25 protein-coding genes and 3 tRNA genes are annotated in these 25,534 nt (G+C 70.7%); 18 read left to right on the forward strand and 10 right to left on the reverse strand.

All coding sequences use genetic code 11. The annotated features are described in order from the left end of the window. Positions 1-6 precede the first annotated feature (6 nt). The 4 genes from QSK39_RS34610 (at position 7) to QSK39_RS34625 (ending at position 6,401) form a co-directional block, all read left to right on the forward strand. Positions 7-1,134, forward strand: coding sequence for a sensor histidine kinase (locus QSK39_RS34610; protein ID WP_502873333.1), 1,128 nt, complete (start codon positions 7-9; stop codon positions 1,132-1,134). Positions 1,135-1,304: 170 nt separating this feature from the next. After that, entirely contained in the window at positions 1,305-2,726 is a 1,422-nt protein-coding gene (locus tag QSK39_RS34615; RefSeq protein ID WP_285482077.1) for a GlnX family signal transduction membrane protein, read from the forward strand. Further along, the gene (locus tag QSK39_RS34620) at positions 2,723-3,694 is read left to right on the forward strand and encodes a glutamate ABC transporter substrate-binding protein (protein ID WP_285482078.1); all 972 of its coding nucleotides are present in this window, start codon (positions 2,723-2,725) and stop codon (positions 3,692-3,694) included. Before QSK39_RS34615 ends, QSK39_RS34620 begins: the two co-directional genes overlap by 4 nt. Before the next feature lie 55 nt (positions 3,695-3,749). Next, positions 3,750-6,401, forward strand: coding sequence for a tetratricopeptide repeat protein (locus QSK39_RS34625; RefSeq protein WP_285482079.1), 2,652 nt, complete (start codon positions 3,750-3,752; stop codon positions 6,399-6,401). 6 nt (positions 6,402-6,407) lie between these two features. Here QSK39_RS34625 and QSK39_RS34630 read toward each other — a convergent pair whose 3' ends face one another. Beyond that, positions 6,408-7,004 (reverse strand): PaaI family thioesterase, encoded by a 597-nt coding sequence (locus QSK39_RS34630; RefSeq protein WP_285482080.1) that lies wholly within the window; start codon positions 7,002-7,004, stop codon positions 6,408-6,410. Positions 7,005-7,241: 237 nt separating this feature from the next. Between QSK39_RS34630 and QSK39_RS34635 the strand changes: the two genes are divergently transcribed. Then, on the forward strand, positions 7,242-8,576 hold the full coding sequence (locus QSK39_RS34635) for an MFS transporter (protein ID WP_285482839.1): 1,335 nt from the start codon (positions 7,242-7,244) through the stop codon (positions 8,574-8,576). A gap of 339 nt (positions 8,577-8,915) precedes the next feature. Here the strand turns inward: QSK39_RS34635 and QSK39_RS34640 are convergent, their stop codons facing one another. The 4 genes from QSK39_RS34640 to QSK39_RS34655 all read right to left on the reverse strand — a co-directional run bounded on the left by QSK39_RS34640 (position 8,916) and on the right by QSK39_RS34655 (position 11,688). Continuing rightward, positions 8,916-9,383 (reverse strand): hypothetical protein, encoded by a 468-nt coding sequence (locus QSK39_RS34640; protein ID WP_285482081.1) that lies wholly within the window; start codon positions 9,381-9,383, stop codon positions 8,916-8,918. A 5-nt stretch (positions 9,384-9,388) separates the two neighbouring features. Further along, a complete protein-coding gene (locus QSK39_RS34645) occupies positions 9,389-9,943 on the reverse strand; it encodes a SigE family RNA polymerase sigma factor (protein WP_285482082.1) in 555 nt (184 codons plus the stop codon). 4 nt (positions 9,944-9,947) lie between these two features. Beyond that, the gene (locus tag QSK39_RS34650; protein ID WP_285482083.1) at positions 9,948-10,250 is read right to left on the reverse strand and encodes a hypothetical protein; all 303 of its coding nucleotides are present in this window, start codon (positions 10,248-10,250) and stop codon (positions 9,948-9,950) included. 196 nt (positions 10,251-10,446) lie between these two features. Beyond that, positions 10,447-11,688 carry a L,D-transpeptidase gene (locus QSK39_RS34655; RefSeq protein ID WP_285482084.1) on the reverse strand — a complete coding sequence of 414 codons (1,242 nt, stop codon included), beginning with the start codon at positions 11,686-11,688 and terminating at the stop codon, positions 10,447-10,449. Positions 11,689-12,115: 427 nt separating this feature from the next. Here QSK39_RS34655 and QSK39_RS34660 point away from each other — a divergent pair, with 427 nt between their 5' ends. Then, entirely contained in the window at positions 12,116-12,319 is a 204-nt protein-coding gene (locus QSK39_RS34660) for a cold-shock protein (protein ID WP_003097368.1), read from the forward strand. Between the two features lie 84 nt (positions 12,320-12,403). Here QSK39_RS34660 and QSK39_RS34665 read toward each other — a convergent pair whose 3' ends face one another. Then, on the reverse strand, positions 12,404-12,832 hold the full coding sequence (locus tag QSK39_RS34665) for a hypothetical protein (RefSeq protein WP_285482085.1): 429 nt from the start codon (positions 12,830-12,832) through the stop codon (positions 12,404-12,406). 1,522 nt (positions 12,833-14,354) lie between these two features. On the opposite strand from QSK39_RS34665, the gene QSK39_RS34670 reads away from it, so the two are divergent. The 8 genes from QSK39_RS34670 (at position 14,355) to QSK39_RS34705 (ending at position 17,798) form a co-directional block, all read left to right on the forward strand. Next, positions 14,355-14,609, forward strand: a complete 255-nt coding sequence (locus QSK39_RS34670; RefSeq protein WP_284744594.1) for a hypothetical protein — start codon at positions 14,355-14,357, stop codon at positions 14,607-14,609. Between the two features lie 151 nt (positions 14,610-14,760). Continuing rightward, on the forward strand, positions 14,761-15,549 hold the full coding sequence (locus QSK39_RS34675; RefSeq protein WP_285482086.1) for an SCO6745 family protein: 789 nt from the start codon (positions 14,761-14,763) through the stop codon (positions 15,547-15,549). A gap of 99 nt (positions 15,550-15,648) precedes the next feature. Further along, positions 15,649-15,721 (forward strand) — tRNA-Glu (locus QSK39_RS34680). A gap of 29 nt (positions 15,722-15,750) precedes the next feature. Continuing rightward, positions 15,751-15,824, forward strand: a tRNA-Asp gene (locus QSK39_RS34685). A 31-nt stretch (positions 15,825-15,855) separates the two neighbouring features. After that, a tRNA-Phe gene (locus QSK39_RS34690) sits at positions 15,856-15,929 on the forward strand. A 68-nt stretch (positions 15,930-15,997) separates the two neighbouring features. Then, the gene (locus tag QSK39_RS34695) at positions 15,998-16,579 is read left to right on the forward strand and encodes a class I SAM-dependent methyltransferase (RefSeq protein WP_285482087.1); all 582 of its coding nucleotides are present in this window, start codon (positions 15,998-16,000) and stop codon (positions 16,577-16,579) included. 49 nt (positions 16,580-16,628) lie between these two features. Continuing rightward, positions 16,629-16,979, forward strand: a complete 351-nt coding sequence (locus tag QSK39_RS34700; RefSeq protein ID WP_285482088.1) for a YciI family protein — start codon at positions 16,629-16,631, stop codon at positions 16,977-16,979. Between the two features lie 33 nt (positions 16,980-17,012). Beyond that, on the forward strand, positions 17,013-17,798 hold the full coding sequence (locus QSK39_RS34705; protein WP_285482089.1) for an arylamine N-acetyltransferase family protein: 786 nt from the start codon (positions 17,013-17,015) through the stop codon (positions 17,796-17,798). Here the strand turns inward: QSK39_RS34705 and QSK39_RS34710 are convergent. Both QSK39_RS34710 and QSK39_RS34715 read right to left on the reverse strand, forming a co-directional pair. Continuing rightward, positions 17,792-20,104 carry a sensor domain-containing protein gene (locus tag QSK39_RS34710; protein WP_285482090.1) on the reverse strand — a complete coding sequence of 771 codons (2,313 nt, stop codon included), beginning with the start codon at positions 20,102-20,104 and terminating at the stop codon, positions 17,792-17,794. The two genes, QSK39_RS34705 and QSK39_RS34710, sit on opposite strands and share 7 nt — an antisense overlap. A 40-nt stretch (positions 20,105-20,144) precedes the next feature. Continuing rightward, positions 20,145-20,894, reverse strand: coding sequence for a rhomboid-like protein (locus tag QSK39_RS34715; RefSeq protein WP_285482091.1), 750 nt, complete (start codon positions 20,892-20,894; stop codon positions 20,145-20,147). Between the two features lie 171 nt (positions 20,895-21,065). Between QSK39_RS34715 and QSK39_RS34720 the strand changes: the two genes are divergently transcribed. Then, positions 21,066-21,569, forward strand: coding sequence for a hypothetical protein (locus QSK39_RS34720; protein ID WP_285482092.1), 504 nt, complete (start codon positions 21,066-21,068; stop codon positions 21,567-21,569). Here the strand turns inward: QSK39_RS34720 and QSK39_RS34725 are convergent, their stop codons facing one another. Further along, complete coding sequence (locus tag QSK39_RS34725; RefSeq protein WP_285482093.1) at positions 21,570-22,016, reverse strand: pyridoxamine 5'-phosphate oxidase family protein; 447 nt, start codon at positions 22,014-22,016, stop codon at positions 21,570-21,572. A gap of 88 nt (positions 22,017-22,104) precedes the next feature. On the opposite strand from QSK39_RS34725, the gene QSK39_RS34730 reads away from it, so the two are divergent. Then, entirely contained in the window at positions 22,105-22,680 is a 576-nt protein-coding gene (locus QSK39_RS34730; protein WP_285482094.1) for a TetR/AcrR family transcriptional regulator, read from the forward strand. On the opposite strand, the gene QSK39_RS34735 is transcribed toward QSK39_RS34730, so the two are convergent. Continuing rightward, positions 22,631-23,962: a nucleobase:cation symporter-2 family protein gene (locus QSK39_RS34735; protein ID WP_285482095.1), complete on the reverse strand. Its 1,332-nt coding sequence runs from the start codon at positions 23,960-23,962 to the stop codon at positions 22,631-22,633. The two genes, QSK39_RS34730 and QSK39_RS34735, sit on opposite strands and share 50 nt — an antisense overlap. 118 nt (positions 23,963-24,080) lie before the next feature. Here QSK39_RS34735 and QSK39_RS34740 point away from each other — a divergent pair, with 118 nt between their 5' ends. Both QSK39_RS34740 and QSK39_RS34745 read left to right on the forward strand, forming a co-directional pair. Next, positions 24,081-25,220, forward strand: a complete 1,140-nt coding sequence (locus tag QSK39_RS34740; protein ID WP_285482096.1) for a 5-methyltetrahydropteroyltriglutamate--homocysteine S-methyltransferase — start codon at positions 24,081-24,083, stop codon at positions 25,218-25,220. After that, positions 25,217-25,534: an NIPSNAP family protein gene (locus QSK39_RS34745; RefSeq protein ID WP_285482097.1), complete on the forward strand. Its 318-nt coding sequence runs from the start codon at positions 25,217-25,219 to the stop codon at positions 25,532-25,534. Before QSK39_RS34740 ends, QSK39_RS34745 begins: the two co-directional genes overlap by 4 nt.

Raw genomic sequence — 25,534 nt, forward strand, 5'->3', positions numbered from 1 at the left:
GGGGACGTGCCGAAACGTCCGCTGCTGCCCGACACCATCGCGCCGAGCTGGCTCGTGGTGCAGGTCCTCGGCACCCTGTTCGTCGCGGCGACGCTGGTGACCGCGCGCGAGCCGGACGCGCGGATCTGGGCCGCCTACGGCGTCGCGAGCGCCTGCTGGCTCGGGTTCGTCGGGTTCGCGTCCCGGCTGCCGAAGACCGCGGCCGCCCTGCTCGCCGCGGCCAGCGTGCTGCCGGCGGCCCTCGTGGGCCGGGCCGGGGACTCGTCGGCGATCCTGCTGTCCGTCATCCCGCTCGGCCGGCTCGCGGCGCTCACCACGGTGAGCGTCGGCGTGATCCTCGGGACCGGCCTGCTCGACGTCGCGCTCGCGGTGACGGCGCACCTGGTCGCCGGGCACTCGCTCGGCGCGGCGCTCGCCGACGCCGCCGTGATGCTGATGCTCGTGCTGGTCGGGCTCAACCGCCGCCAGTACGAGGTCCAGGCCATCCAGTCCGGGGCCCTGCTCGAACAGACCCGGCTCGCGCAGGCCGAGCACGCGCGCGCCGCCGCCCTCGACGAACGCACGCGCATCGCCCGCGAGATCCACGATGTCCTGGCGCATTCGTTGGGAGCGCTGGGAGTCCAGCTCGAGCTCGCCGAGGCGCTGCTCACCGAACGGTCCGATGTGGACGGTGCACTGCGGTCGGTTCGCCGGTCGCGGCGCCTGGCCGCCGACGGGCTGGCCGAAGCGCGCAACGCCGTCGCCGCACTCCGCCGGGACGTCCCGCCGCTGGCGGGGGCGCTGGCCGCGGTGGCCGCCGAGCACGCCGGCAACCACGGTGTCGACGTCGGGTTCGAGACCGCCGGCGAGGCCCGGCCGCTGCCGTCGGCGGCGGTCGTCGCGCTGGTGGGCGTCGCGCGGGAAGCCCTGACGAACGCGGGCAAGCACGCGCCCGGCGAGGACGTCCGGGTGCGGCTGGAGCACGAGCCCGGCGCCGTCCGGCTCGACGTCCGCAACAAGCTCGGCGAATTCACTCGGACGAGTGAAGGTTTCGGCTTGGCGGGCATGCGGGAGCGCCTGGCTCTCGCCGGTGGCACGCTGGAATCGGGACCAGAAGACGGCTACTGGCGCGTACTCGCCGTAATCCGGCACTGACCGGCACGCCCGAGATCACGTGCTGGTGACAGCGGGCGGTGCCCGTGCCCGCGCGGACGGCGACTCGGCTACCTTCTCGGGGTACGGCTAAACAGCAGCTTTTCGGGGGTCCGGGTGGCGAAGCCCCCGGCCTGGGGTGAAGCCCCGGAAGGCACGGGGAGGAATCGGGGATGACCAGCACTGCGACGGCCCCGGGTCCCACGGCGCCCGCGCCGGGACCCCCACCGCCGCCGCCACCGGACGGCCGCGACCGCGCCGGGGGGCGCAGTGGCCTCCTCGGCCTGCTGGACCTGCCGGGCCAGGCGGTGCGCGCGATCATCCGGTCCGCCGCGACCACGCCGGGCCGGCTCACGGTGATCGCCGTCGGGCTGGTGCTGCTGGCCCTCGTCGCCGGGCTGGCCGCGACGCTGTCGGTGCAGGACCGCGACGACACGATCACCGGCGTCATCGACCACCGCGAGCCGCTCGCCGCCGCGGCGCAGCAGGTCTACAAGTCGCTCTCGGACGCCGACGCGACCGCGGCGAGCGCGTTCCTGTCGATCGGCACCGAGCCGCCCGAACTTCGCTCGCGCTACGAGCGTGACATCGCCGAAGCCGGCGCCGCACTCGCGAAGGCCGCTTCCGACTCCTCCGACGTCGCCGGCGCGGCCGGTCCGGTCGACGTCCTCAACCAGTCGCTGCCGGTCTACACGGGGCTCGTCGAGACGGCCCGCGCGAACAACCGCCTCGGCTACCCGGTCGGCGCCTCCTACCTGCGCGAGGCGTCCGAGCTGATGCGCGCGAAGATCCTGCCGGCCGCCCAAGACCTCTACCGCGTCGACACCGAGCGGCTGGTCGAGGAGCAGGACAGCGCCACCGGCTTCCCGTGGCTCGCCACGATCCTCGTGCTCGCGTTGCTCGCCGCGCTGATCGTCGCCCAGGTCTACCTGACCCGGCGTACGAACCGGCTGCTCAACGTCGGGCTCGTCGTCGCGACGGCCGCCGTCGTCGTGTCGCTGCTGTGGGGCGCGGTCGCGCTGGTCGTGCAGGGCAGCCTGGTCGGCAGCGGCCAGGACGACGGCTCGCACCGCGTCGACGTCCTCGTCCGCGCCCGGATCGCCGCGCTGCAGGCCCGCGCCGACGAAACGCTGACGCTGGTCGCCCGCGGCGACGGCGCGGCCTACGAGAAGGACTTCGGCACCAACGCGGCCCAGCTGGTCGGCCCGGACGGCCAGGGCGGCCTGCTCGCCGAAGCCCGCGGCCTGATCCAGGACGGCGACGGCGCCGCGAAGGTCGCCGACGCGACGAAGGCCGCGCAAGACTGGATGAAGGCGCACAAGCAGGTGCGCGACCAGGACAACGCCGGGGCATACCAGGAAGCCGTCGACGCCGCGGTCCTCGAGGACAAGACCGACGGCTCGGCTCCGGCCTTCCGGCGGCTCGACGACAGCCTCCAGGCGGCGATCGACGTCGGCAGGCAGGAGTTCCTCGACGACACCCACGGTGGCGAGGCCGCGCTGACGCTGCTCGCGCCCGGCTTGGCCGTGCTCGCCGTGGTCGCCGCGGCGGGTGTCACCATGGGGATCCGGGAGCGACTGAGGGAGTACCGGTGAGCAGGCGGGGGAACACGGTCCGGGCGGGTGCGCTGGCGGTCGCCGCGCTGCTGCTGGCGGCCTGCGGGAGCCCCGGCAAGCCGGTCGACCCGGCCCCGGTGAGCAACGCGGCCTGGCCGCAGCCCGCGCACGTCGGCGGCCCCGACTCGTCGGCCGGCGGCGCCACCGACACCAGCTGCGACCCCCTGGTCAGCCTCGCGCCGAACGGGACCAATGTTCCCGACGGCTCGACCATGGCGAAGATCAAGGAACGCGGCAAGCTGATCGCCGGCGTCGACCAGACGACCTACCTGTTCGGCTTCCGCAACCCCACGACGGGCAACCTCGAGGGCTTCGACATCGACATGGTCAACGAGATCGCCCGGTCGATCTTCGGCTCGCCGGAGGGGCGCGTGCAGTTCCGCGCGATCACGTCGGGGCAGCGTGAGGACGTCCTGGAAGAACACCAGGTCGACATCGTGGTCCGGACCTACAGCATCACCTGCTCACGCAAGAAGAACGTCCAGTTCTCGTCCGTCTACTACAAGGCGGGGCAGCGGATCCTGGTCACCAAGGAGTCGAAGGTGACCAAGCTGGCCGACCTCACCGGCAAGCGGGTGTGCGCGGCGAAGAAGTCGACGTCCGCGGCGAAGATCGCGACGGACCCGTCGAAGCCGGTGCCGATCTCGGTGGACAACTGGTCGGACTGCCTGGTGATGCTCCAGCAGGGCCAGGTCGACGCCGTCTCGACCGACGACACGATCCTCGCCGGGATGGCCGCGCAGGACCCGACGCTGAAGGTGGTCGGCGACCAGTTCACCGAGGAGAACTACGGCATCGGCGTGCCGAAGGACAACGAGGACATGGTCAGGTACGTCAACGCCGTGCTGGACAAGATCCGCAGCAGCGATGTGTGGCAGAACAGCTACCGCCGCTGGGTGGAGCCCTCGCTCGGCCCGGCGTCGCCGCCGTCGCCGCAGTACAAGTGAACCGGTCGCGACTAGGATCGATCTCCGTACGTCGCCGGGGATCTGGGAGGTAGCAGTGTCGGAGGAGCCGCGCCGTCCTCGGCACGCCGCACCGGACGACGAGCAGCAGCAGGTGGCGCCGCCGAGCTGGCAGCCGCCGCCCCCGGTGCGGTGGGAGACGCCCGAGCCGTCGATTTCGGGCCGCCTCGACGACGGTGAGCCGCCCCGCCGCGAGGAGAACGTCTTCCGCGCGCCCGTCCGCCGTCCGCCGACGCCGCCGCGCGGCCAGCCGACGTCCGTGCGCGGGACGATCCCGGGCGCGGACGATCCGACCCGCCCGCCGGGCAGCATGAACCCCGTCGTGCCGCCGGTCCAGCCGACGCAGGCGATCCGCCCGGACCCGAACGCGCCGCAGCCGACGAGCGTGCTCGCCGCCCCGGCGCCGGAGACGCAGAGCATCATGCCGCCGGCGCCGCGGCCGGACGCCGGCCCGGACACGCCGCTGCCCGACCCGGGCACCGAAAGCGTCCTGCCCGAACGCACCAGCGAAGGCCGGCACACCGGCACCGGGACCGGCTCGGGAACCGGCAGCGGCTCGGGCTCCGGCTCCGGCGCGTTCCCGGGTACCGGCAGGCGGACGTCGTCCCGGACGTCCCGCTCCCGCCGCGGCCGCCTCGGCGCCGGGCTCGTCGAGGTGCCGGCGGTCCCCTCGCGCGACCCGGCGTCCGCGGTGCTGACGAACCCGATGGTGTCGGAGGAAAAGCGGTTCTGCAGCAAGTGCAGTGCGAAGGTCGGCCGGGGCAAGGACGGGAAACCCGGTGCGGCGGAAGGAAAGTGCGAGAACTGCGGGACGCCGTTCTCGTTCGTGCCGAAGCTGCGGCCGAACGAGCTCGTCGGCGGCCAGTACGAGGTCCTCGGCGCGCTCGCCTACGGCGGCCTGGGCTGGATCTACCTGGCGCAGGACCACAACGTCAGCGACCGCTGGGTCGTCCTCAAAGGACTGATCGACACCGGTGACCAGACGGCGATGGCGGCCGCGGCCAACGAGCAGCGGTTCCTCGCCGAGGTCGAGCACCCGAACATCGTCAAGATCCACAACTTCGTGCAGCACCCGGACGCCCACAGCGGGACGACCGTCGGCTACATCGTCATGGAGTACGTCGGCGGCCAGTCGCTGCGGCAGCTCGCGCTCGCGCACCACCGCGAGAGCCGCCGTCCGGAACCGCTGCCGATCGGCCAGGTCATCGCGTACGGGCTGGAGATCCTGCCCGCGCTCGGGTACCTGCACAGCCAGAACCTGCTCTACTGCGACCTCAAGCCGGACAACGTGATCCAGACCAACGAGCAGCTGAAGCTGATCGACCTGGGCGCGGTCCGGCGGATGGACGACTACGAGAGCCCGCTGTTCTTCACCACCGGCTACAGCGCGCCGGAGCTGGCGAAGCAGGGCGCGTCGGTGGCGTCGGACCTGTTCACCGTCGGGCGCACGCTCGCGGTGCTGAGCTTCGAGTTCACCGGCTACACCAGCAAGTTCAAGACGACGCTGCCCGGCCCGGACACGGTGCCGCTGTTCGCGCTCTTCGGTTCGTACTACCGGTTCCTGCGGCGCGCGACGCACGCCGACCCGGACCGGCGGTTCCTCTCCGCCGAGGAGATGGGCGACCAGCTGACCGGCGTGCTGCGCGAGATCATGGCGCTCGGCACCGGCAAGCCGCGGCCCGGCGCGTCGACGGTGTTCGGCCCGGAGAGCCGGACGTTCGGCGTGCAGCTGGTGGTGCCGGAGGCCGGCCGGAGCGTGCCGCTGCCCGGCGCGGACGAGGTCGTCGCCGGCCTGCCGATCCCGCAGGTCGACACGGACGACCCGGCGGCGGGCGTGCTCGCCACGACCACCGCGCTCGAGCCGCGTGGCGCCATCGAGGCGCTGGCCGGCGCGCCGCGCGAGTCGATCGAGGTGCGGCTGCGGATCGTGCGCGCCCGGATCGAGCTGGGCGAGCTGGCCGAGGCGCAGCGGCAGCTGCAGGCCGGGCAGTACCTGGCGATCAAGAACGGCTTCCCGCACGACTGGCGGATCGACTGGTACCGCGGCCTGATCGAGCTGGCGGGCGGCCGGTCGCGGGTCGCGCAGGTCGCGTTCGAATCCGTGTACGACGACCTGCCGGGCGAGATCGCGCCGAAGCTCGCGCTGGGGATCAGCGCCGAGGGCGTCGGCGACTACTTCGCCGCCGCGCGGTTCTACGAGCTGGTCTGGCGGACCGACCGCACGTACGTCAGCGCGGCGTTCGGCCTCGCGCGCGTGTACCTCGCGCAGGGCGCGCGCAACAGCGCGGTGGAGGTGCTGGAGACGGTCCCGCCGTCCTCGACGCACTACGTCGACGCGCAGGTCGCGGCCATCCGGATCAAGACCACGGCGACCAAGGCGAACGGCCGCGAGACGCCGGTGACCGAGCACGACCTGCTGGACGCGTCAGCCCGGCTGGAGCGGCTGCGGCTGGACCTCGAGCGCCAGACGCGGCTGTCCGCCGGGGTGCTCGAAGCCGCGCACGACTGGATCAAGCAGGGCAAACCCACCCCGGGCGTGCGGGTGCTGGGGTGCTCGCTGGACGAGCGTGAGCTGCGGCTGGGGCTCGAGCGGTGCTACCGCGCGCTGGCGCGGCTGGCGGGCACGGTCGACGAGCGCGTGCAGCTCGTGGACCGGGCGAACGCCATCCGCCCCCGCACCCTGACCTGACCTGGGTCAGGGGTTGATCTCCCAGTCGCGCTCTTCGCGCTGCCGTTGCTGGTTCTTCTCGTGCTGCGCCGCCAGCTTCTCCAGCGCTTGGGCGTCGCCGTGCGTGCTGAAGTGCTCGAAGCCCACGACGATGAACAGCGCCCGCGCGCTCACCGCGATCGGGCCGTCCTCCGCGTCGAGGCGGCCGTCGGCGCTGACGTAGATCTTGCGGCCCGCGATGCCGTCCAGCCGGGCCTCGATGAACAGCGTCGAGCCGACCGGGACCGGGCGGCGGAAGTCCGTCTCGAGCTTGCCCGTCACCGCCGGCCGGCGGATCAGGTTGCCGACCGTCGACCCGAGGGCCTCGTCGAACGCGCAGGCCAGCAGGCCGCCGTGGGCCAGCCCGGGTGCGCCCTGGTGCGCCGCCGTCACGGTGAACCGCGAGTGGACGACCTGGCCTTCGCCGACCGTCGAGCGCAGGTGCAGCCCGGCGTCGGCCTCGTCGCCGCAGCCGAAGCACTCGCTGAAGTGGACGCCGAGCTCGGTACCCGGCGCCGGCGCCTTCGGGTGCGGGACCGCGGGCTCCACGGCCACCGGCGGCCAGGGTTGAGAAACACGACTCATGCGCTGACGTTAACTCGCCGGTAGCCGCCCGGCGCGCCCGGCCCGCGCGGTAATCAGGCAACGTATACCTCTCGGTAGCCGGAAAGTTCCCCACCGTAGAGATTTCTCGGCTCAGCCTGCCGACCTGCGTCGATCCGGCAAGACTGAAGGGATGAGCTCGAACGGCCCTAAGGGCACTGCACGGAGGAGGTCGTCGCCGGCATGAGCGAAGAAGCAGCAACGACGGGCAAACCGTCAGTGGACGAGAGAACCGTCAAGCGCGCCGTGTGGGCGTCCGCGATGGGCAACGCCACCGAGTGGTACGACTACGGTGTCTTCACCTCGGGCGCGATCGCCGTCAGCATCGGCACGCAGTTCTTCCCCGGTGAAGGCAACGCGGTGCTCAAGTCGCTGGCGCTGCTCGCGGTCGGGTTCATCGTGCGGCCGTTCGGCGGGGCGTTCTTCGGTCCGCTCGGCGACAAGATCGGCCGCAAGCGGGTCCTCGCCGTCACCATCCTGCTGATGTCCGGGTGCACGTTCCTGGTCGGCGTCCTGCCGACGTACTCCGGCGGCTACAGCATGGGCATCGCGGCACCGATCGCGATCCTGCTGCTCCGGATCATCCAGGGCTTCTCGACCGGCGGTGAATACGGCGGCGCGGCGACGTTCATCGCCGAGTACTCGCCGACGAAACGCCGGGGCTTCTTCGGCAGCTTCCTGGAGCTGGGCACGCTGGGCGGCTACGTGCTCGGCAACCTCGTCGTGCTCTCCGTGACGCTCTCCCTGTCGGCCGACCAGGTCGACGCGTGGGGCTGGCGGATCCCGTTCTTCGTCGCGCTGCCGCTCGGCCTGATCGGGCTCTACCTGCGGAACAAGCTCGAGGACACCCCCGAGTTCCGCCGGATGGAGGCCGCGGGCGAGAAGCCGCAGAAGGCGCCGCTCAAGGAGATCTTCGTCCGCAACTGGCGGATGATCCTCAACCTGATCGGCATCGTGCTGCTGCTGAACGTCGCGGACTACCTGCTGCTGACGACCATGCCGACGTACTTCACGGACACGTTGAAGATCAACGACAACACGTCGACCCTGATCATCATCGCCGTCGAAGTGATCCAGATGGCGATCATCATCCCGCTCGGGGCGCTGTCCGACCGGATCGGCCGGAAACCGCTGCTGCTCACCGCGGCCATCGGGTTCCTGGTGCTGAGCTGGCCGTCGCTCAAGCTGATGCAGTCCGGCAGCATCTTCTGGCTGTTCGTCGGCTTCCTGATCGTCGCGCTGCTGCTGGTGCTGATGCTCGCGGTGATCGGCTCGACGTTCCCGGCGATGTTCCCGACGCGCGTGCGCTACGGCTCGTTCGCGATCGGCTACAACGTCTCGACGTCGCTGTTCGGTGGTACCTGCGGTGTCATCGTGACGGCGTTGATCAAGAGCACCGGCAACGAAGACTGGCCGGCGTACTACCTGATGGCCGCGGCGCTGATCGCGATCCTCCCGATCATCAAGATCCCGGAGACGTCGCAGGTCCCGATGGACCAGATCGAGACCGAAGGCATCGGAGGCAAGCTGACTTCCGCGGGCGCTCAGCGCTGAGCTTCCGCCGGGAACACGAGTGCCCCGTCCGGATCACCGGGCGGGGCACTCGTGCGTCGCGGGTCAGCTGGCGTCGCTCCGAGGAGCGAAGCGCTTGCGGGACCAAGCGGCGAGCGCGCCCGCGACCACGACAGCGATTCCGGTTTCGACGATGAGTGCGGCGAACACCATGTGCTTCCTCCTCGGGTTCTCGGGCCGGCGGCTGAGCGTCCGGCTGAGCAGTTGTCCGGCGTCCGATCGGAACACCACTCGGCATATCGCCACGACCCGGCTCGGTATTTCGTCGGAAACCCACCTCGCGGCGGTGATCTACGCCACGTCCCTGACCTGCGGAAACGTCTAACGCGACGTGGTCGCCACGGGTGCTTTGGCGCTCGTCTCCGTCGGGTTCGCCGAGGGCGGCGACGTCGGCCGCTCCACCTTCCGGGTGGACGGGGTCGGCACCGTCGTCTTCGACGCGCGCGCCGGCGACCGGCCCGGCTGGGCCTCGGGCGGCGGCGGGACCGAGGTCGCCGGGACCTCGGTGGGCGGTGCCGAGCTGGGAGCGGTGGTGCCGACCGTGGACAACCCCGGCGGATCGGCGGGCTGCACGGGGTCGGGCGGCCCGGCGCGGTGACCGGCCAGGAAACCGGCCACCGCGAGGATCACCGCCGTCGCCGTCGAGGTGCCGGCGACCGCCCAGCGCTTGCGTCGGCGCCGGACCCGGCCACCGCGCTCGATCACGTCGGTGGCTTCGAGGCGCATCGGCGGCTGGGTGCCACCGGCCGCGCCGGTCAGGAACGCGCGGACGTCGTCTTCGGGGTCCATGTTCGTCACCTCCCCTCCGTGGTCGCGCTGAAGGTCAGCGCTTCGTAGTGCGGGCCGAGCCGGTTGCGCAGCGTCGCCAGGCCCCGCGAGGCCTGGCTCTTCACCGTGCCGGTGCTGCAGCCGAGTGCCTGCGCCGTCTCCTCGACGCTCAGGTCCTCGAAGTACCGCAGCACCAGCACGGCGCGCTGCTTGGGGGCCAGCACGGCCAGCGCGTGCCGGACCAGCATGTCCTGGTCGCTCCCGGCGGGTTCGGCCGGGAGCTCGGGCAGGGTGTCGGTGAGCCGCTCCCGTTTCCACCTGCTGCGCCGGTGCTCGGCGAGGAACGTGCGCAGCACGACCTTGCGGGCATAGGCGTCCAAGGCGTCGTGGCGCGACAGCCTCGGCCAGGCGAGGTAGAGCTTGAGCAGCGCGGCCTGCGTGAGGTCCTCGGCCTGGTGCCAGTCGCCGCAGAGCAGGAAGGCGGTGGACCGCAGGCTGTGCGCGCGCTCGCCGAAGTACCGGGCGAACTCGCCGTCCCACGGCGAGCCCGGCCCGGTCGACGGACGGGAGCGGGAGATCACCGAGTTACCGGGTCACCCCGATGGCCGGCAGGTGCAGGTCACCGGTCGGCCCGGCGGGCACGGCGACGGGAACGCGCTGCGGACGCGCGGACGGCGCCTTCGTCGCCTCACGCGGCGGCGCGGGCACGGCGGTCGGGGCCTTGGTCGGCTTGCGGCTGGTGGTCGGGATCGCGGACGGCGGCGCGGTGGGCCGGGTCGTCGCGGTCGGTGCCGGCGGCTGCGCCTCCGAAGCCAGCGCGATGCCACCGGTCAGGGCACCACCGGCGAGCACGAGAGCGCCGAGGGAAAGGGCGATACGGATACGCAAGACAGCTCCTCTTCTCGCGGGCGCGGCCGTCGATCGCCGCGCCTCTGCCCTTAGTCATGCGACGGGTGGTCACCGGGGTTGCATCGAGTTCCGGCCGATCTCGAAGACGTTCGGCGGGGCGTTCGGTGGCCCGGAACGACGAACGGCCGGGAAGCCCGCGAGGGACTTCCCGGCCGCCCGGTGTTCGTGAAGGGACTCAGCCGGCCAGTGCCGACAGCTTCTGCCAGCCCGCCCAGTCGTAGGTCCAGTCGCTGTAGTCGCCGTCCTTGGCGCTCAGCGTCTGCGTGCTTCCGGTGATCTCGACCGGGTCGCCGGTGAGCACGCCGTCGTAGTACTCCTTGGCCCGCGCCGGCGAGAGGTTCAGGCAGCCGTGCGAGACGTTCTTCTTGCCCTGCGCCCAGACCGAGGCCGCCAGGCCGTGGATGAACTCGCCGTTGTTGGAGATCCGGACCGCCCACGGCACCACGACGTTCTCGTAGTGGTACTTCGGGTTGCTCATCGCGTAGGTGGCCTGCTTGCCCATCACGACGTGCGTGCCGCTGTGGGTGACGCGGCCCGGGTCCGAGTCGAGGCCGTAGCTCACCGGGTAGTCGGCGATCTGCTGGCCGTCGCGGATCACCTGCATCGTGTGCTGCGTGGTGTTGCCCTTGACGATCTGCGAGCGCCCGATGGTGAAGCTGGCCGACACGTCCTGCTTGCCGTACGTGCCTTCGCCGATCTTGACGCCGTAGATCTTGGCGTTGACCTTCACCGTGGTGCCCGGCTTGTAGTACTCCTTCGGCCGCCAGTGCACCGAGGTGTCGCCGTCGGTCCAGCCCCACGAACCCTCGGTCTTCGGCGTGGTCTCGACCGAAAGCGCCTTCTCGACCGAAGCCTTGTCGGTGACGCGGCTCGGGAAGGACAGCGCGATCGGCATCGCGATGCCGTACGTCTGCCCGTCGCCGACGTTCAGGCTGGCCGACGTCTGGCGCTTCGGCTTCACCGTGGTGAACGCGCCGCCGATCGGCACGTTCTTGCCGTCGGCGCCCTGCGCCTGGCCGGACCAGGTGTAGGTCTTGCCGTAGCCGAGCTGCTCGGTGGTGTTCCAGCTCTTCTTGTCCGCCGACGTCTGGCCCTGGACCTGCTTGCCGTCCGGGTTGGTCAGCGTGACCGAGACGATCGTGCCGCTGTCGACCTTGACCTCGACGGGTTCGCCGGGCGGCACGTCCTGCGCGCCGCCGGCCGGCGTCACCGTCAGCTTCGCCGGCTGCGCGGTCGGCGCGGGTGCGGAAGTCGGGCCCCCGCCCGACGTCCCGCTCGCCGACACCGTCGGTTCACTGCTGCACGCCCCCAGCGTGAGCACGGCTACCAAGCCCAGTGCCACAGCAGCGCCCCGGCGCCGCGTGGAAGTCCTCACCGTCAACCCATTCCCCTTTGCCCCTTTGGTGCTTCCCCTCATCGAGACGTCCCGCGGACCTGCGACGTTGAGCAAGAGTGGCGTGACGAAGGTCACAACTGCTTGCCCACGCTGCTTCACAGAGGGGGCACGAGTGACTCCGAGCCGTATCCGGTGATCACGGTGTCGCTGTGCTGCGCAAGACTAACCGGTGGGTCCGACAGAACGTGGCGGGAGCCCTACGACGTTCCGGTGACCTTGGCCCGGGCAGGCGTTTTTCGCCTCGATCACGGGGTTCAACTTTGGCCAGATCCCGGTAGTCTGCTCTCAGGCCGTCGTTTTGCGTGTTCGTGGCTTCACACTCGCGGAACTTCTGACGCGAGCCATGGAGCCGAACCGCTCTTGACTCGTCTCGTTGGAACCGCCCGGGACGGTCGGGGTGCCGCTTCGGTGGCATTCGAAGCGGATCTGTGTAACGAGGAGTACAGCGGTGGCGCAAGGCACTGTGAAGTGGTTCAACGCGGAGAAGGGCTTCGGCTTCATCGCGCAGGACGGCGGCGAAGGCGACGTGTTCGTTCACTACTCGGAGATCGAGGGCCGCGGTTTCCGCACCCTCGAGGAGAACCAGCGAGTGGAGTTCGAGGTCGGCCAGGGACAGAAGGGTCCGCAGGCCCAGAAGGTCCGCGCGATCTGAGACAGGCCCTTTAGCGTTGTCTTAAGGCCTGAGTGAAGGGCCCCCGGTTGCTGCCGGGGGCCCTTTCTCATGGGGTGTTCGAGTTCAGCGGCGTCCGACGGCCGGCGCGTCGAAGGCGTCGGCGGGGAAGTGGAACTCGTCGGTGAGATCGGTGAGGTCGCTCTGTCGCTGGTCCTGCAGCGAGGCTGCCTGACCTTCCCAGTTGAGCCGCTCGAGGATCCATTCCTGAGCGAGCGCCTGGGGCGAGATGTCCCGATCGGCGGCGATGTCCTTGAGCTGCTGGTTGGCGATGAGGCTCATCCGCAGCTGAATGACCTGGGCTTCCCCGAACCGCTTACCGGTCCCGGTGCTTTCGTTGTCGGCATCGGGAGCCAGGGCGGCAAGGTAGGAGGTGAGTTCCTTGTCCTCGACAACACCATCATCCGCAGGCTTAGCGGCACCACGATGGCGTCCGGAGGACGCGGCTTTGAGGTTCGTCCGGCTGCTTAGGCGGCCAAGGGAGGGAAGAGGCACGCCAGCCACGATAACGGTTAGGTCTCACCCCGCAAACCACTGTGAGCCACGACACGCTGCCGACTTTCCCCATTCAGCCCAACGACCACCCGTTCAGCCCAACCCACCATGAACACAGGGCAACCCCCCACTAACCCAACGAGTCGATCACAAAGGGGCAAGGGGTCTTGCGCCGGTGCGGACAGCGCCAACGGCACGGGAGGGGACAACGCCGGAGCGGCAGCTGGCCATAAGGGGGTAGGGGAGGGGGCGCGCCAAGGGTCGGTAGGGGTCAGGGGCGGCGGCAGCGCGCAGGGGGCCACCTGGGGCGGGAGGGGCGGGGTGCCGGGGGTTGGCACGTAGCCCCGCAGGAGCGGTGAGCGGTGAGCGGGGCGGGGGGAGCAGGGGGCGGCAGGGCGGGCGGAGGGTGGGGAGGCGGCAGCTGGAAGCGGTGCGAGGGGCAAGTGGCTAGGGGGCTTGTATCGAAGTCGAGCTGAGCAGGAGTTGGTGTTGCCGCGACAGGAGAGGGGCTCTGCTGGGGCGGCAGCGGAGGAAGGCCGGCCAGGAGGGCAGGGGGCTGCGGGAGGGCGAAGGCTGCGCGGGGAAGGGGGCGCAGCCAGGGCGGACGGAGGGGGCCGAAGGTGGCAGCAGGCCGCAGGCAGAGGGCGGCGCGTTCGCGGTAGGGGGGGCACACGGGGCGGCGGTAGGCAGCAGCAAGGAGGAAGAAGGGGGCAGCCAGGAGGACGGAGGGCTGCACGGGCGAGCACGGGAGAGAACGAAGGGCTGCACGGAAGAGAACGGAGGGCTGCACAGGAGGGAAAGGCACACCGGCGCCAGGAAGCTAGCGGAAGAACGAGTGGAGGGGCAGCTGGCGACCGGCGGGAGAGGCAGAGCTGGAGCCGCCTGCCGACCACGGAACGGACGCGGAGGAGCGCCGGAGGTCGCACGGGGAGAAGGGGCGCGTGAGCGCCAGGCAGCTAGCGGCAGAACGAGCAAAGGGGGCCGGCGGCAGCGACCAGCGGGAGAGGCAGGAGCCGCCAGCTGACCACAGAGCGGGACGTGGAGCGAGAGCCGGAGACAGCCGCCAGGGCGCACAGCGCCCGAAGTGAAAACCCGGCCACGCTGGAAGCCGAACCAGAGGCACCGTGGGGGGTCCGGGGGGCTCGGCCCCCCGGGTAATACGCCGAAATGAACTGGGGAGCGAAGGGCGAAGCCCGAGCACCCCAGAAAATGGAGGACCCCCGCGCCAGGGGGAGGAACGCGGGGGTCGGAGGGGATCTCCACAGGCGCTGACCGGGGGTGTGTCAGCACTTCGATTGTTGCACGAGTTCCCCTTCTGGGCGAGTGGAGAGCGGGAAATTTCCGCGCCCCGTGTCACTTCCGGGCCAGGTGACCGTCGTTCGGGTGGTCCCCTTCTCTCTCCGTGCTGATTGCGCTGCGTTGAGCGGAGCGTGGCCTCAGGTTCACTCTCCGGGGGGCTGTGTGTGGCGGCCGGTGCTGGTTAGCCTCGCGGCCAAGCTGTTGTGAGCCGTATGGAGGGGCTATGAGCGGGTCTGTTGAAGTGCGGCAGTTCCTCCTTCGGTACGAAGGTGCCGATGGGGGGAGTGCTCCGTTCGCCGGGGGGTTGCCGGCGCAGCGGAGTGGGGCCGCGGATGCGCAGCGGGTGTCGGACGATCAGGTTCGGCGGGCCCGGCTGGCGGTGGCGAACGGTGCGCTGGGGGTCGAGGACTGCGCGCAGCTGCTGGAGATGCTGGGCTTGAACCTCGATGACGACGGGCAGGCGCCTGTTCAGCGCTGAGTTCGGGTGGCCCGGCGGGTGCCGCCGGGCCTGTCCGGTGATGTTCGTGCTGGTTGTCACCGCTTTCGGTGAGTGATTCGCGAGGGTGTCCGAGCTTCTTGACGCGAGTTTCGTAACAGTGTTACGTTTGCTGGGTCGAAAGGGGACGGTCATGACGACGATCGAAGGCGCGGCGGGACTGGCGAACCGGATCCGCGGGGTGGTCCAGGTGCTGGGTGGCAGGTTCATGACGTCACCAGAGCTGGCGGCGGTCGAGGCGGAAGTGGGGTTGCCGCCGCGTTCGCTGTACGTGCGGGGGCGCTCGGCCGTGCTCGGGGACGTCCCGCCGAAGGTGGCCGCGGAGCTGTTCGGGATCTTCCCGCACTGGCTGTTCGACTTCGTCCTGCCGCCGGCGACGGCGGCCTTGGACGCACCCGCCGCCGTCCGCGCCTACGCGGAGTCATCGGCTCGGTGGTCGCGCGTCAGCCTTTCGGCCGTATCGGAGCCCGGCCGTCTGGCGGAGCTGCTGTTCCGCGTCGTCGACGCCGCGGACGCGAGCGGGCTGGCGCTGTTCGCCGGCTGGAAGACCGCGTCGCGCCCCGCCGGAGACGTCGAACGGCTCGGGTTCGCGCTGATGGTCTTCCGCGAGCTGCGCGGCGGCCTGCACTTCGCGGCGCTGCGGGCGATGGGGTTGTCGGTGCCGGAGGCGGTGATCGCGGACCCGGAGGGCGGCCGCGAGCGGCTGCTGCGCACGGCGTGGCCGGCGGAGGCGGCCGACGAGCTCGTGGCGGCGGCTTCGCGGAAGCCGGATCTGCGCGACCGCTGGCAGCGCGCGGAGTCCTTGACGGACGATCGGATCGACGAGCTTCTGACGTCGGCACTGACGCCCCCGGAGCAGGCGGAGCTCGAAAGCCGCCTGGCCGAGCTGTTTGCGCAGGTCGCGGCATCGCCGGCGGCTTAAGGGAACCCCCGTGCAAAGCGGTGGCGGCGTGCCCTATGCTTGTAATCGCTCCCGGGGGGACCTGAGAGCGCGGTCGGTCGGTCACCCGAAACCGGCCGGGCTCCCATCGTCCAGCGGCCTAGGACTCCGCCCTTTCAAGGCGGCAACGCGGGTTCGAATCCCGTTGGGAGTACGCAGTACCGTAACACCAGTAGTACGCAAGGCCCTGTGGCGCAGTTGGTTAGCGCGTCGCCCTGTCACGGCGAAGGTCGCGGGTTCGAGTCCCGTCAGGGTCGCAAGATCGTTCGGCTCCTTGCCGGCGTTCCCGGCCAGGTAGCTCAGTTGGTACGAGCGTCCGCCTGAAAAGCGGAAGGTCGCCGGTTCGACCCCGGCCCTGGCCACCGCTACGAAAACCGCCCCGAGTGTTCGGGGCGGTTTTTTCGTCGGTGGGCAAGGCAAGATTTCCGGGGTGACGCCGAACCCCTGGGACGCGGAAGCCGCGACCTTCGACGACCAGCCCGACCACGGCCTCAAGGACCCCGCCGTCCGCGCGGCCTGGGCGGAGCTCCTCCTCCCGCTCATGCCCGCCGCCAGGACGAAAGTCGTCGACCTCGGGTGCGGCACCGGCAGTCTCGCCGTCCTCCTCGCCGAAGCCGGGCACGACGTCTGCGGGGTCGACCTCTCGAGCTGCATGCTCGACGTGGCAAGGAAGAAAGCCGCGGGCCTGGACATCGACTTCCGGCAAGGCGACGCCGCCGATCCGCCCACCACGCGGACCTATGACGTCGTGCTCGTGCGGCACGTTCTCTGGGCCTTGCCCGATCCGGCCGGCACCGTGGCCCGGTGGTTCGGGCTGCTCGGACCCGGCGGCCGGCTGATCCTCGTCGAGGGACGGTGGTTCACCGGCGCCGGGATCGGTGCGGACGAGTGCCGGGAGCTCGTCGAAGCGCGGGGAACCGTGGTCGAGCTGCGGATGCTCGATGACCCGAGGTGGTGGGGCAAGCCCATCGACGACCAGCGGTTTCTCCTCGTCGCTAGGCCGAACGAGTGACATCTGGCCAGCCGTGTCCGGAAGCCGGGACACGCTCCGACCACCGGGCATGAAATTCCTCTTGACCCTCCACATGAACCCGGCCCTCTGGGGCACCCTCACCGACGACCAGAAGAACGGCGTCTACGAAGGCCACGGCGCCTTCATCAAGCACATCACCGAAACCGGCGAGATGGTCGAGACCAAAGCCCTCGCCGAACCCGCCGAAACCAAGACCGTCCGCGTCCAGGACGGCGCGGCCCGGATCCAGGAAGGCGCCTTCGTCGAGTCGGAAGCCTTCCTCTGCGGCTACTACGTCGTCGACGTCGAGACCGAAGCGCGCGCCGTCGAGCTTGCCGCGATGATTCCCGATGCGCAGTACACCGCCGTCGAGGTGCGGAAGGTCGTCCACGAGGGTTGACCTCGATCAAGGTCGAGGGTGCACGCTGGACCCATGAGCACCGAATGGGGCATCGACGCCGTCGACCTGGACGCCTACCTGACGCGGATCGGGCAAGAACGCCGGCCGCCGTCGGAGGACGCGCTCCAGGACCTCATGCGCGCCCACGTCCAAGCCATCCCGTTCGAGAACATCGACGTCGTTCTCGCGCAGCACCAAGGGATTTCCCTCGACGTCGTGAGCGCGAAACTCGTCGGGCGGCGGCGGGGCGGCTACTGCTACGAGCAGAGTGGCCTCTTCGCCGCCGTCCTCGAGCAGCTCGGCTACCGCGTCCACCGGCTCGCCGCGCGCGTCCAGCCGCGGCGGCCCGGGCCGTACACCCACATGACCCTCGTCGCCGAGGCCGACGGGAAGCGCTTCCACGCCGACGTCGGGTTCGGTGCCGGGATCCTCGCCCCGATGCCGCTCGTCGACGGCCGGGAAACCGACCAGGCCGGCTGGCCGCACCGGCTGGTCGAGAACAACGGCTGGTGGACGCTCAAGAAGGGTGACGAGGACCTGCTCGACTTCCGGCTCGACGGCATGCACCCGATCGACTACGAGGTCTACCACCACTACACCTCGACGCACCCGAAGTCGCCGTTCACCGGGAGGCTGGTGATCATGACGCTCGAACCGGGCGTCAGCCGCAAGCTCCTGGGCCGCGAGCTGACCGTCGAAAAGCCCGGCGGCAGCAGCGAAACCACCACCATCGCGCCCGACGAGCTCGACGCCACCCTCAAGGATCTCGGCATCGAACTGACCGCCGACGAACTGAGCCGGCTCAAAGAGGTCTACTGACCAAAGAGTTCGGCCGCCGGCACCGGCCGGCCCAGGTGGTAGCCCTGGGCCTGGTCGCAGCCCAGTGAGCGCAGCAGGTCGAGCTGCTCCGCGGACTCGACGCCCTCGGCGATCACCGTCAGGTCCACGGCGTGGGCCATCGCGATGATGCTGGTGACGATCGCCGCCGCGTCGCGGGATTCGGCGATGCCGGTGATGAACGAACGGTCGATCTTGAGCGTGTCCAGCGTCAGGCGGCGCAGCTGCGCGAGCGACGAATACCCGGTGCCGAAGTCGTCGATCGCCAGCAGCACGCCCAGCGAACGCAGGGACGCCAGTACTTGCCCGGCCGCTTCCTGGTCGCGCATCAACGCGCTCTCGGTGACCTCCAGGCAGAGCGCCCCGGGCGGCAGCCCGGTGTTGGCCAGCGCGTCCTGCACCGCGGGCACCAGGTGCGGGTCGTCGAGCTGGCGGGTGGAGAGGTTGACCTTCAGCGTCAGGTCCAGGCCCTGATCACGGCGTCGCGTGGCCAGCTCGCGCGTCGTCGCGCGGAGCATCTCCTTGCCGATCACGTTGATCAGGTCGCTCTCTTCGGCGAGCGGGATGAACTCCACCGGCGAGATCGCGCCGTGCCGGGGGTGCGTCCAGCGCAGCAGCGCCTCGACCGCGACCATCTCGCCGGTCCGCAGGTCGACGACCGGCTGGTAGGCGGGCCAGAGCTGGCCGTCGTGCACCGCGTCGCGCAGGTCCTGTTCCATCCGCAGCCGCCGCTGCATCCGCTCGCGCAGGCCGACGTCGAAGAAGTGGTGGCGGCCGCGGCCGAGCGTCTTGGCCTGGTACATCGCGACGTCCGCGTCGCGCAGCAGGTCCTCGGCGCTGCGGCGGTCGGCGCCGCCCACCAGCACCACCCCGATGCTGGCGTCGAGGTGCAGCTGCCTGCCGAGCACGCCGATCGGCTCGGCCAGCGCGGCCCGCAGGTGCTCGGCCAGCGCCCGGACCTCGCCGGGCTCGGTGACCTCGCCGGTGACGACGACGAACTCGTCGCCGCCGAGCCGCCCGACCAGGTCGTCGCGCCCGGAGCAGCGGCGCAGGCGCTCGCCGACGATCCGCAGCACCTGATCGCCGACGGAGTGCCCGAGCGAGTCGTTGATGACCTTGAACTTGTCCAGGTCGAGGAACAGCACGGTGAGCGCGCCGCGCCCGGTGCCGGCGAGCCGGTCGAGCACCAGGGTCCGGTTGGCCAGGCGGGTGAGCGGGTCGTGGGTCGCGTCGTGCGCGAGCTGCGCGCTGATCGCGCGGGTCTCGGTGATGTCGGTGAACGACGTGACCACGGCCAGCGCCGCCGGGTCGTCGGGGTTGAGCAGCCGCGAGGTCAGCGACACCCAGACGTCGCGGCCGTCGGGCCGGCGCAGGCGCACGACCAGGCCGTTGTGCGTGACGCCGGTCCGCCGCGTCTGCACCGACGGCGTCTCGTCGGGCGGGATCCACTGCCCGGACTCGGTGAACAGCACGAGCGTGTGGCAGGGGACGCCGATCAGCTCGGCTTCGGTGACGCCGATGATCCGGCAGGCCGCCGGGTTCGCCGCTTCGATCAGCCCGCCCGGGCCCGTCACCAGCACGCCTTCGTCGAGCGAGGCGACGACCGTGCGGTAGTTCTGCTCGGCCCGCCGCCGTGCGGTCTCATCGGCGCAGACGAGCACGTACCCGTCGTTCATCTCAGCTGCCGAAACGCGGACCGCCAGGGGAGCGCCGTCCCGCCGCCGGTGCACCGCTTCGGTGACCCCGCCGCCGCACAGGTCCAGCGGCGCGCCGACCAGCTCGCTCGCCCGCCGTCCGACGGCTTCGGCCGCGGTCCAGCCGTAAACCGCTTCGGCGGCCGGGTTCCAGCTGGTCACGACGCCTTCGCCGGTGGTCGCGATCAGCGCGTCGCTGACGTGCGACACGAGCGCGGCCTGGTAGCGCAGGGCGTCCGCGGCCGCCTTCTTCGCCGTGATGTCCCGCATGACGACCTGGTACGCGAGCCGGCCGTCGAGGCGCACCGACACCGTCTCGACGGCGAACTTGCTCCCGTCCAGCCGCGACATCAGCGCTTCGACCGGCTCGCTCGCCTGCCCCGGTTCGGTCAGCAGCGCGAGCTTCTCCACCAGGGCGGCGCGCGACTCGTCGGCGACGAAGTCGGTGAACCGGCGGCCGACGACCTCGGCCGCGGACCGCGCGGCGAACGTCTCGAGGGCCGCGCGGTTGGCGTAGGTCAGGACGCCGTGCTCGTGGACGCAGATTGCGTCCGGACTCAGCTCGACCAGTGCGGCGAGGGAGCCTGCCTCCATGAGCGTCGTCCCCCTGGCGGTCGGCGGGTGGCTCGGTCGATTACACCACCGACTCCGGCCCCTGCCTACCCGCCGGAATCCGGGTCCGGCCTGCGGCTGGGCCGCGCAGCCGCGGCCCCCAGAACAGCAGCCCGAAGTGCGCGGCGACCGCGTGACCGAGCAGCGTGACGATCGAGTCGAGGCTCGCCGGGTCGTCGCCGAGCCAGATCACCGCGATGAACGCTTCCACGACCGCCAGCGCGGCCAGGCGCGCGCGGCCGCGCAGCAGGAAGACGAGCGCGCCGGCGGTGGTGAAGAAGCCGTAGCTGACGCCGATGTCGAGCCAGTGCCCGGCCGAGTTCGGCAGGACGTGGGCGCTGATCAGGGCCATCACCGGCAGCTCGGTGACGAGCGTGGCCAGCACGTGGCCGGAGAAGAACACGGTCGCCGCGCGGCGGGCGCCGAAGCGGCGTTCCAGCGGCGCGACGGCGATCGTGAAGATCACGACGTAGGCGAGCCAGCCTTCGTCGGACAGCCAGATCGCGCTGGTCAGCAGCGACGTAAGCGGCCGCCGCCACAGGTTGTGGGCGTCGGTGCTGGACAGCTGGAGCAGCCGGTTGGTCAGCTCCGGGTCGGCGAACTTGAGCAGCAGGGTCGTGCCGAGCAGGAGAAGGAGGTAACCGAACGTGAAGGGGGTTACCTTCGGATTGGGGATGATCTTGGCGAATGCCGTCAGGCTGCGACGCGGCACGGCGATCCGGGGGATCGGCCGATCGGCTTTCAGCAGCATGGTTCGAGCTTCGCCGGTCATGCTGGGAGTCTCCCGAACCGCAGCTGTGAATCCGCTGTGGAATGTCACTCACGGTCAATTCGAACGTTACGTGACGAATTTTTGCCTACACCTCACCCGTTCGGGTGCTTTGTGCGGTAAAAATACGATCACGACGTCGGCCGAAAGGCCCTCTCGGGAAGGTCTGTCGGGGTGAACGACGAGGTATCGGTCGCCGAGCTGCTCGTGCGCGAGGGCTGGGGCGACCGTTCGGGGACGGGGCAGTCGCGCTGGCGCGTGCTCGCGGTGATGCTCGCCGTCGTCATCGGCTGCGGCGCGGCCGCGGTCCTGGTCGGCCTCAGCGGCAAGGGCACCGAGAACGCGTCCCCGGTCGACCAGATCCAGGTGATCCCGTTCCCGCAGCGCACCACCGGGCTCGGTGGCGCCGGCCAGGCGACGGACTCCCCGCCGGAGGGTGGCACGGGCGGCGGCGACGTCGTCCCCGGCGCCGGCGTCCCCCGCGAGACCGTCACCGAGGTGCCGGGCCGCACGACGACCACCGAGAGCAGCACCGAGTCCGCGACGCCGACCACCACGCCCACCAGTGGCGCCCCGGGCAGCTCGGTCACCCCGACCTCGACCCCGCCGGGTGGGCACCACCCCACGACGACCCCCGCGCCACCGCCGCCGTCGTGCCTGCTGATCATCTGCTGGTGATCAGGCCAGTTTCTCCGCGAGGTCGCTGAAGTCCGAGGTGTTCCAGCGCTCCGGGCGCATGACGATCGCGATGTTGTTCCCGTGGGTGTCGTCGGTCGCGTCCGTGTAGGCCTCGCTGACGCCCGGGGGCAGGTAGCGGGCCGCCATCTCGTGCCGCTGCGCCTTCGTCATCGGCCACGACTCCACGACCGGGCCCTCGACCGATACGTACTTGTAGACGCCGTCCTGCTGCTGGACGCACAGCGCGAAGCGGCCGGCTTCCTCGATCAGCCGGGTCTTGCGCAGGCCTGGTGAGGTCATCACGACGACGTCGCCGCCCGGCTCGTAGCGATACCAGATCGGCGTGGTCAGCGGCGCCCGGCCGGGCTCGGCCGCCACGCTCAGCACGCCGACCTGCGGCTGGGCGAGGAACGCTTCGCGCCCGTCCTTGGTCATCTTGCGGGCCATCTCGGCTCTCCTTAAAGCAATCTGATTTGACTTAAGGCTAGCCACGGGTGGACTGCAAAAGCAAGTGCCTTTGCTTTAAGGTGGTGGCATGACCCGACCCGGTGGCCGCAGCGCCCGCGTCCGCGACGCGGTGCACGAAGCCGTCGTCGAGCTGCTCGCCGCCGGGGAGATCGACGCCGCGATCCCGAAGATCGCCGAGCGCGCGGGTGTGAACCCGACCAGCATCTACCGGCGCTGGGGCAGCCGCGACCACCTGCTGCTGGACGCCGCCGTGACGCGCCTGCGCGCGACTTCGCCGATCCCGGACACCGGTTCCCTGCGCGACGACCTGCGCGGCTGGGCCGAGGGTGTCGAACGCGCGATGCGCGACCGCCGCGGCCAGATCCTGCTCCGCGCGCTCGTCGCGACCATGGCGCCGGACCAGGAGCCGGTGGAGTACCTCAAGGCTCGCGGGGACGACCTGCAGGCCGCCCTCGACAAGGCCGCGGCGCGCGGCGAACCCGTGCCGACGGTCGACGAGGTGCTGGACTTCGTCCTGGCCCCGCTCTACCTGCGGGTGCTGTTCCGGCGCCCGGTCGAGCCGGGCACCGGGGCCCGGCTCGTCGAGCGGTTGCTCACGGCGCTTCCAGCAGATCCGGCTCCGCGCGCCGGCCGAGGTGGTTGAACAGCAGGTTCAGCGCGAACGCCAGCACCGCCGCCACCGTGATCGAGCTGCCGCAGATCGTCTGCAGCCAGGCCGGGAAGTGCTGGAAGATCTTCGGCGCGAACGCCGGGAGCAGGCCGACGCCGAGGGCGACCGCGACGATGAAAGTGTTGTGGTTGCCGGAAAACTCCACCTTCTTGAGGTTCTGCGCACCGACCGCGGCGACCATCGCGAACATCACCACCGCGACCCCGCCGACCACCGGCTGCGGGATCGCCGCGATGAACGCGCCGATCTTCGGCACCAGGCCCATCAGCACCAGGATCCCGCCGGTCACCGCGACCACCCAGCGGCTGCGCACGCCGGTCATCCGCACCAGGCCGACGTTCTGCGCGAACGCCGTGTCGGGGAAGGAGTTCAGCACGCCGCCGAGCACGGCCGAGAAGCCGTCGGTCGCCAGGCCGCGCGCGAGGTCGGAGTCCGTCGGCGGGCGCCCGGTGATCTCGCCGACGGCGATCATGTCGGCGGTCGACTCCGTGAACGTCACCAGCATGACCACGCACATCGACAGGACCGCGGCGACCGGGAACGTCGGCGCGCCGAAGTGGAACGGCGACGCGAGCCCGAACCAGCTCGCCGCGCCGAGCCCGTCCCAGTGCACGAGTCCCATCGGGAGCGCGGCCACCAGCCCGATCGCCAGCGCCAGCAGTGGCCCGATCTGGTTGGCGAACCCGCGCAGCACCCGCGTGAACAGCACCAGCAGCGCGAGGACGCCGAACGCCAGCAGGATGTGCGACAGGGCCGCGTAGTCGGGCGCGGTGGGGTCGTTGCCCGCGATCAGCCCCGCGCCCGGGCCGAGCAGCGAGACGCCGATGACGAGCAGCAGCGTCCCGGTGACCAGCGGCGGGAAGAACCGGATCAGCTTCGCGAACGGCTTGGCGATGATCAGCCCGAAGACGCCGGACGCCAGCATCGCGCCGTAGACCGCGGTCAGGCCGTACTGGGACGCGATCAGGATCATCGGGTTGACGACGCTGAACGTCGCGCCCGCGACCACCGGGAGCCGGATGCCGAGGAGCTTCCCGATGCCGATCGACTGGATCAGCGTCGCGATGCCCGCGACGAGCAGATCGGCGTTGACCAGCAGCCCGATCGTCGCCGGGTCGAGCTTCAGCGCGCTGCCGACGATCAGCGGCACGGCGACCGCGCCGGCGTACATGATCGACATGTGCTGCAGGCCGAGCAGCGCCAGCCGGCCGGCGGGCAGGCCCTGGTCGACCGGGTGCACCACGGGTTTCGTCATGATCTGGCCCCTCTCCGCGGCACATCCGACACTCCGCGCGTGACCGTAGCAAGAACCGGACGTCATGATCTTGTTTCAGGGGGCGGCGCGACGGCCGGGAATGTGTGACCATCGGTGCATGACTTCGGGCGGTATTTCCCAGGTGGGCCCGCCGTTTCGCGCCGATCACGTCGGGAGCCTCCTGCGGCCCCCGGTGCTGCGCGACGCGCGACGGCGGCGCGAAAGCGGTGAGATCGGCGCGGAGCAGCTCCGCGCGGTCGAGGACGACGCGATCCGCGACGTCATCAAGATGCAGCGGGTGGCCGGGCTGAGCTCGGCCACCGACGGCGAGTTCCGGCGCGCGTCGTGGCACATGGACTTCATCTACGCGCTCGGCGGCATCTCCAAGAGCGACGAGCGGCTGCACGTCAAGTTCCACAACCTGGCGGGCGACCTCGAGTTCAGCCCGCCGGGCCTGCAGGTCGACGGCAAGGTGCGGCTCGACGAGCCGATCTTCGCCTCGCACTTCGAGTTTCTCAAGTCCCATGTGGACGATGGGGTGACGCCGAAGCTGACCATCCCGTCGCCGAGCATGGTCTACTACCGCGGCGGCCGGGCGGCCGTGAGCGAAAGCGTTTACCCGGACCTCGAAGAGTTCTTCGCCGACCTGAGCGCGGCGTACGCGGCGCAGGTCTCCGCGGTGCACGGGCTCGGCTGCCGGTACCTGCAGCTGGACGACACGAGCCTGGCCTACCTCAACGACCCGGCGCAGCGGGAGCTCGTCGCGCGGATGGGCGGCGACCCGGACACCCAGCACGTCCGCAACATCGCGACGATGAACGCGGCGCTGGCCGGCCGGCCCGAGGACCTGACCGTGACGACCCACCTGTGCCGCGGCAACTTCCGGTCGTCGTGGGTGGCTTCGGGGAGCTACGAGTTCGTCGCGGAGGCGCTGTTCGGCGAGCTGGCCGTCGACGGGTTCTTCCTGGAGTTCGACGACGAACGCTCCGGCGGCTTCGAGCCGCTGCGGTTCGTGCCGAAGGACAAGAAGGTCGTCCTCGGCCTGGTCACGACGAAACGGCCGGAGCTGGAGGACGCCGACGTCCTGGTGCGGCGGATCGAGGAGGCGGCGCAGTACGTCGACATCGACCAGCTGTGCCTTTCGCCGCAGTGCGGGTTCTCCTCGACCGAGGAGGGCAACGACCTCACGACGGACGACCAGCTGCGGAAGCTGGAGCTGATCGTGGCGACGGCCGACCGCGTCTGGGGCGGCCAGTGATCACGTGCGTCGTCGACTACGTCATCGACCCCGCGAAGATCACCGACTTCGAGCGCTTCGCCGCCGCGTGGATGCGGTTGGTGCAGCGCGAAGGCGGGATCCACCACGGCTACTTCCTGCCGTCGGAGGGCGCGAGCGACGAAGCCCGGGCGTTGTTCAGCTTCGAGAGTTTCGCGGCGTACGAGCGCTACCGGACGCTGTTCGGCGTCGACCCGGACTTCATCGAGGCCGACAAGATCCGCGAGGAAAGCGGGTGCGTGGTGCGGTACCGGCGGTCGTTCATGCGGCCGTTCCTGCCGGACGACGACCTCTGA

It is taken from the genome of Amycolatopsis sp. NBRC 101858 (genome assembly GCF_030269325.1).
GTDB lineage: Bacteria > Actinomycetota > Actinomycetes > Mycobacteriales > Pseudonocardiaceae > Amycolatopsis > Amycolatopsis ponsaeliensis.

Bases quoted from the DNA above. Each gene is read 5' to 3' on its own strand.
- QSK39_RS34615 (WP_285482077.1), top strand. From the start codon at position 1,305: ATGACCAGCACTGCGACGGCCCCGGGTCCCACGGCGCCCGCGCCGGGA.
- QSK39_RS34630 (WP_285482080.1), bottom strand. From the start codon at position 7,004: ATGAGTCGTGTTTCTCAACCCTGGCCGCCGGTGGCCGTGGAGCCCGCG.
- QSK39_RS34640 (WP_285482081.1), bottom strand. From the start codon at position 9,383: ATGGACCCCGAAGACGACGTCCGCGCGTTCCTGACCGGCGCGGCCGGT.
- QSK39_RS34655 (WP_285482084.1), bottom strand. From the start codon at position 11,688: ATGAGGGGAAGCACCAAAGGGGCAAAGGGGAATGGGTTGACGGTGAGG.
- QSK39_RS34670 (WP_284744594.1), top strand. From the start codon at position 14,355: ATGAGCGGGTCTGTTGAAGTGCGGCAGTTCCTCCTTCGGTACGAAGGT.
- QSK39_RS34675 (WP_285482086.1), top strand. From the start codon at position 14,761: ATGACGACGATCGAAGGCGCGGCGGGACTGGCGAACCGGATCCGCGGG.
- QSK39_RS34700 (WP_285482088.1), top strand. From the start codon at position 16,629: ATGAAATTCCTCTTGACCCTCCACATGAACCCGGCCCTCTGGGGCACC.
- QSK39_RS34705 (WP_285482089.1), top strand. From the start codon at position 17,013: ATGAGCACCGAATGGGGCATCGACGCCGTCGACCTGGACGCCTACCTG.
- QSK39_RS34710 (WP_285482090.1), bottom strand. From the start codon at position 20,104: ATGGAGGCAGGCTCCCTCGCCGCACTGGTCGAGCTGAGTCCGGACGCA.
- QSK39_RS34715 (WP_285482091.1), bottom strand. From the start codon at position 20,894: ATGACCGGCGAAGCTCGAACCATGCTGCTGAAAGCCGATCGGCCGATC.
- QSK39_RS34725 (WP_285482093.1), bottom strand. From the start codon at position 22,016: ATGGCCCGCAAGATGACCAAGGACGGGCGCGAAGCGTTCCTCGCCCAG.
- QSK39_RS34730 (WP_285482094.1), top strand. From the start codon at position 22,105: ATGACCCGACCCGGTGGCCGCAGCGCCCGCGTCCGCGACGCGGTGCAC.
- QSK39_RS34735 (WP_285482095.1), bottom strand. From the start codon at position 23,962: ATGACGAAACCCGTGGTGCACCCGGTCGACCAGGGCCTGCCCGCCGGC.
- QSK39_RS34740 (WP_285482096.1), top strand. From the start codon at position 24,081: ATGACTTCGGGCGGTATTTCCCAGGTGGGCCCGCCGTTTCGCGCCGAT.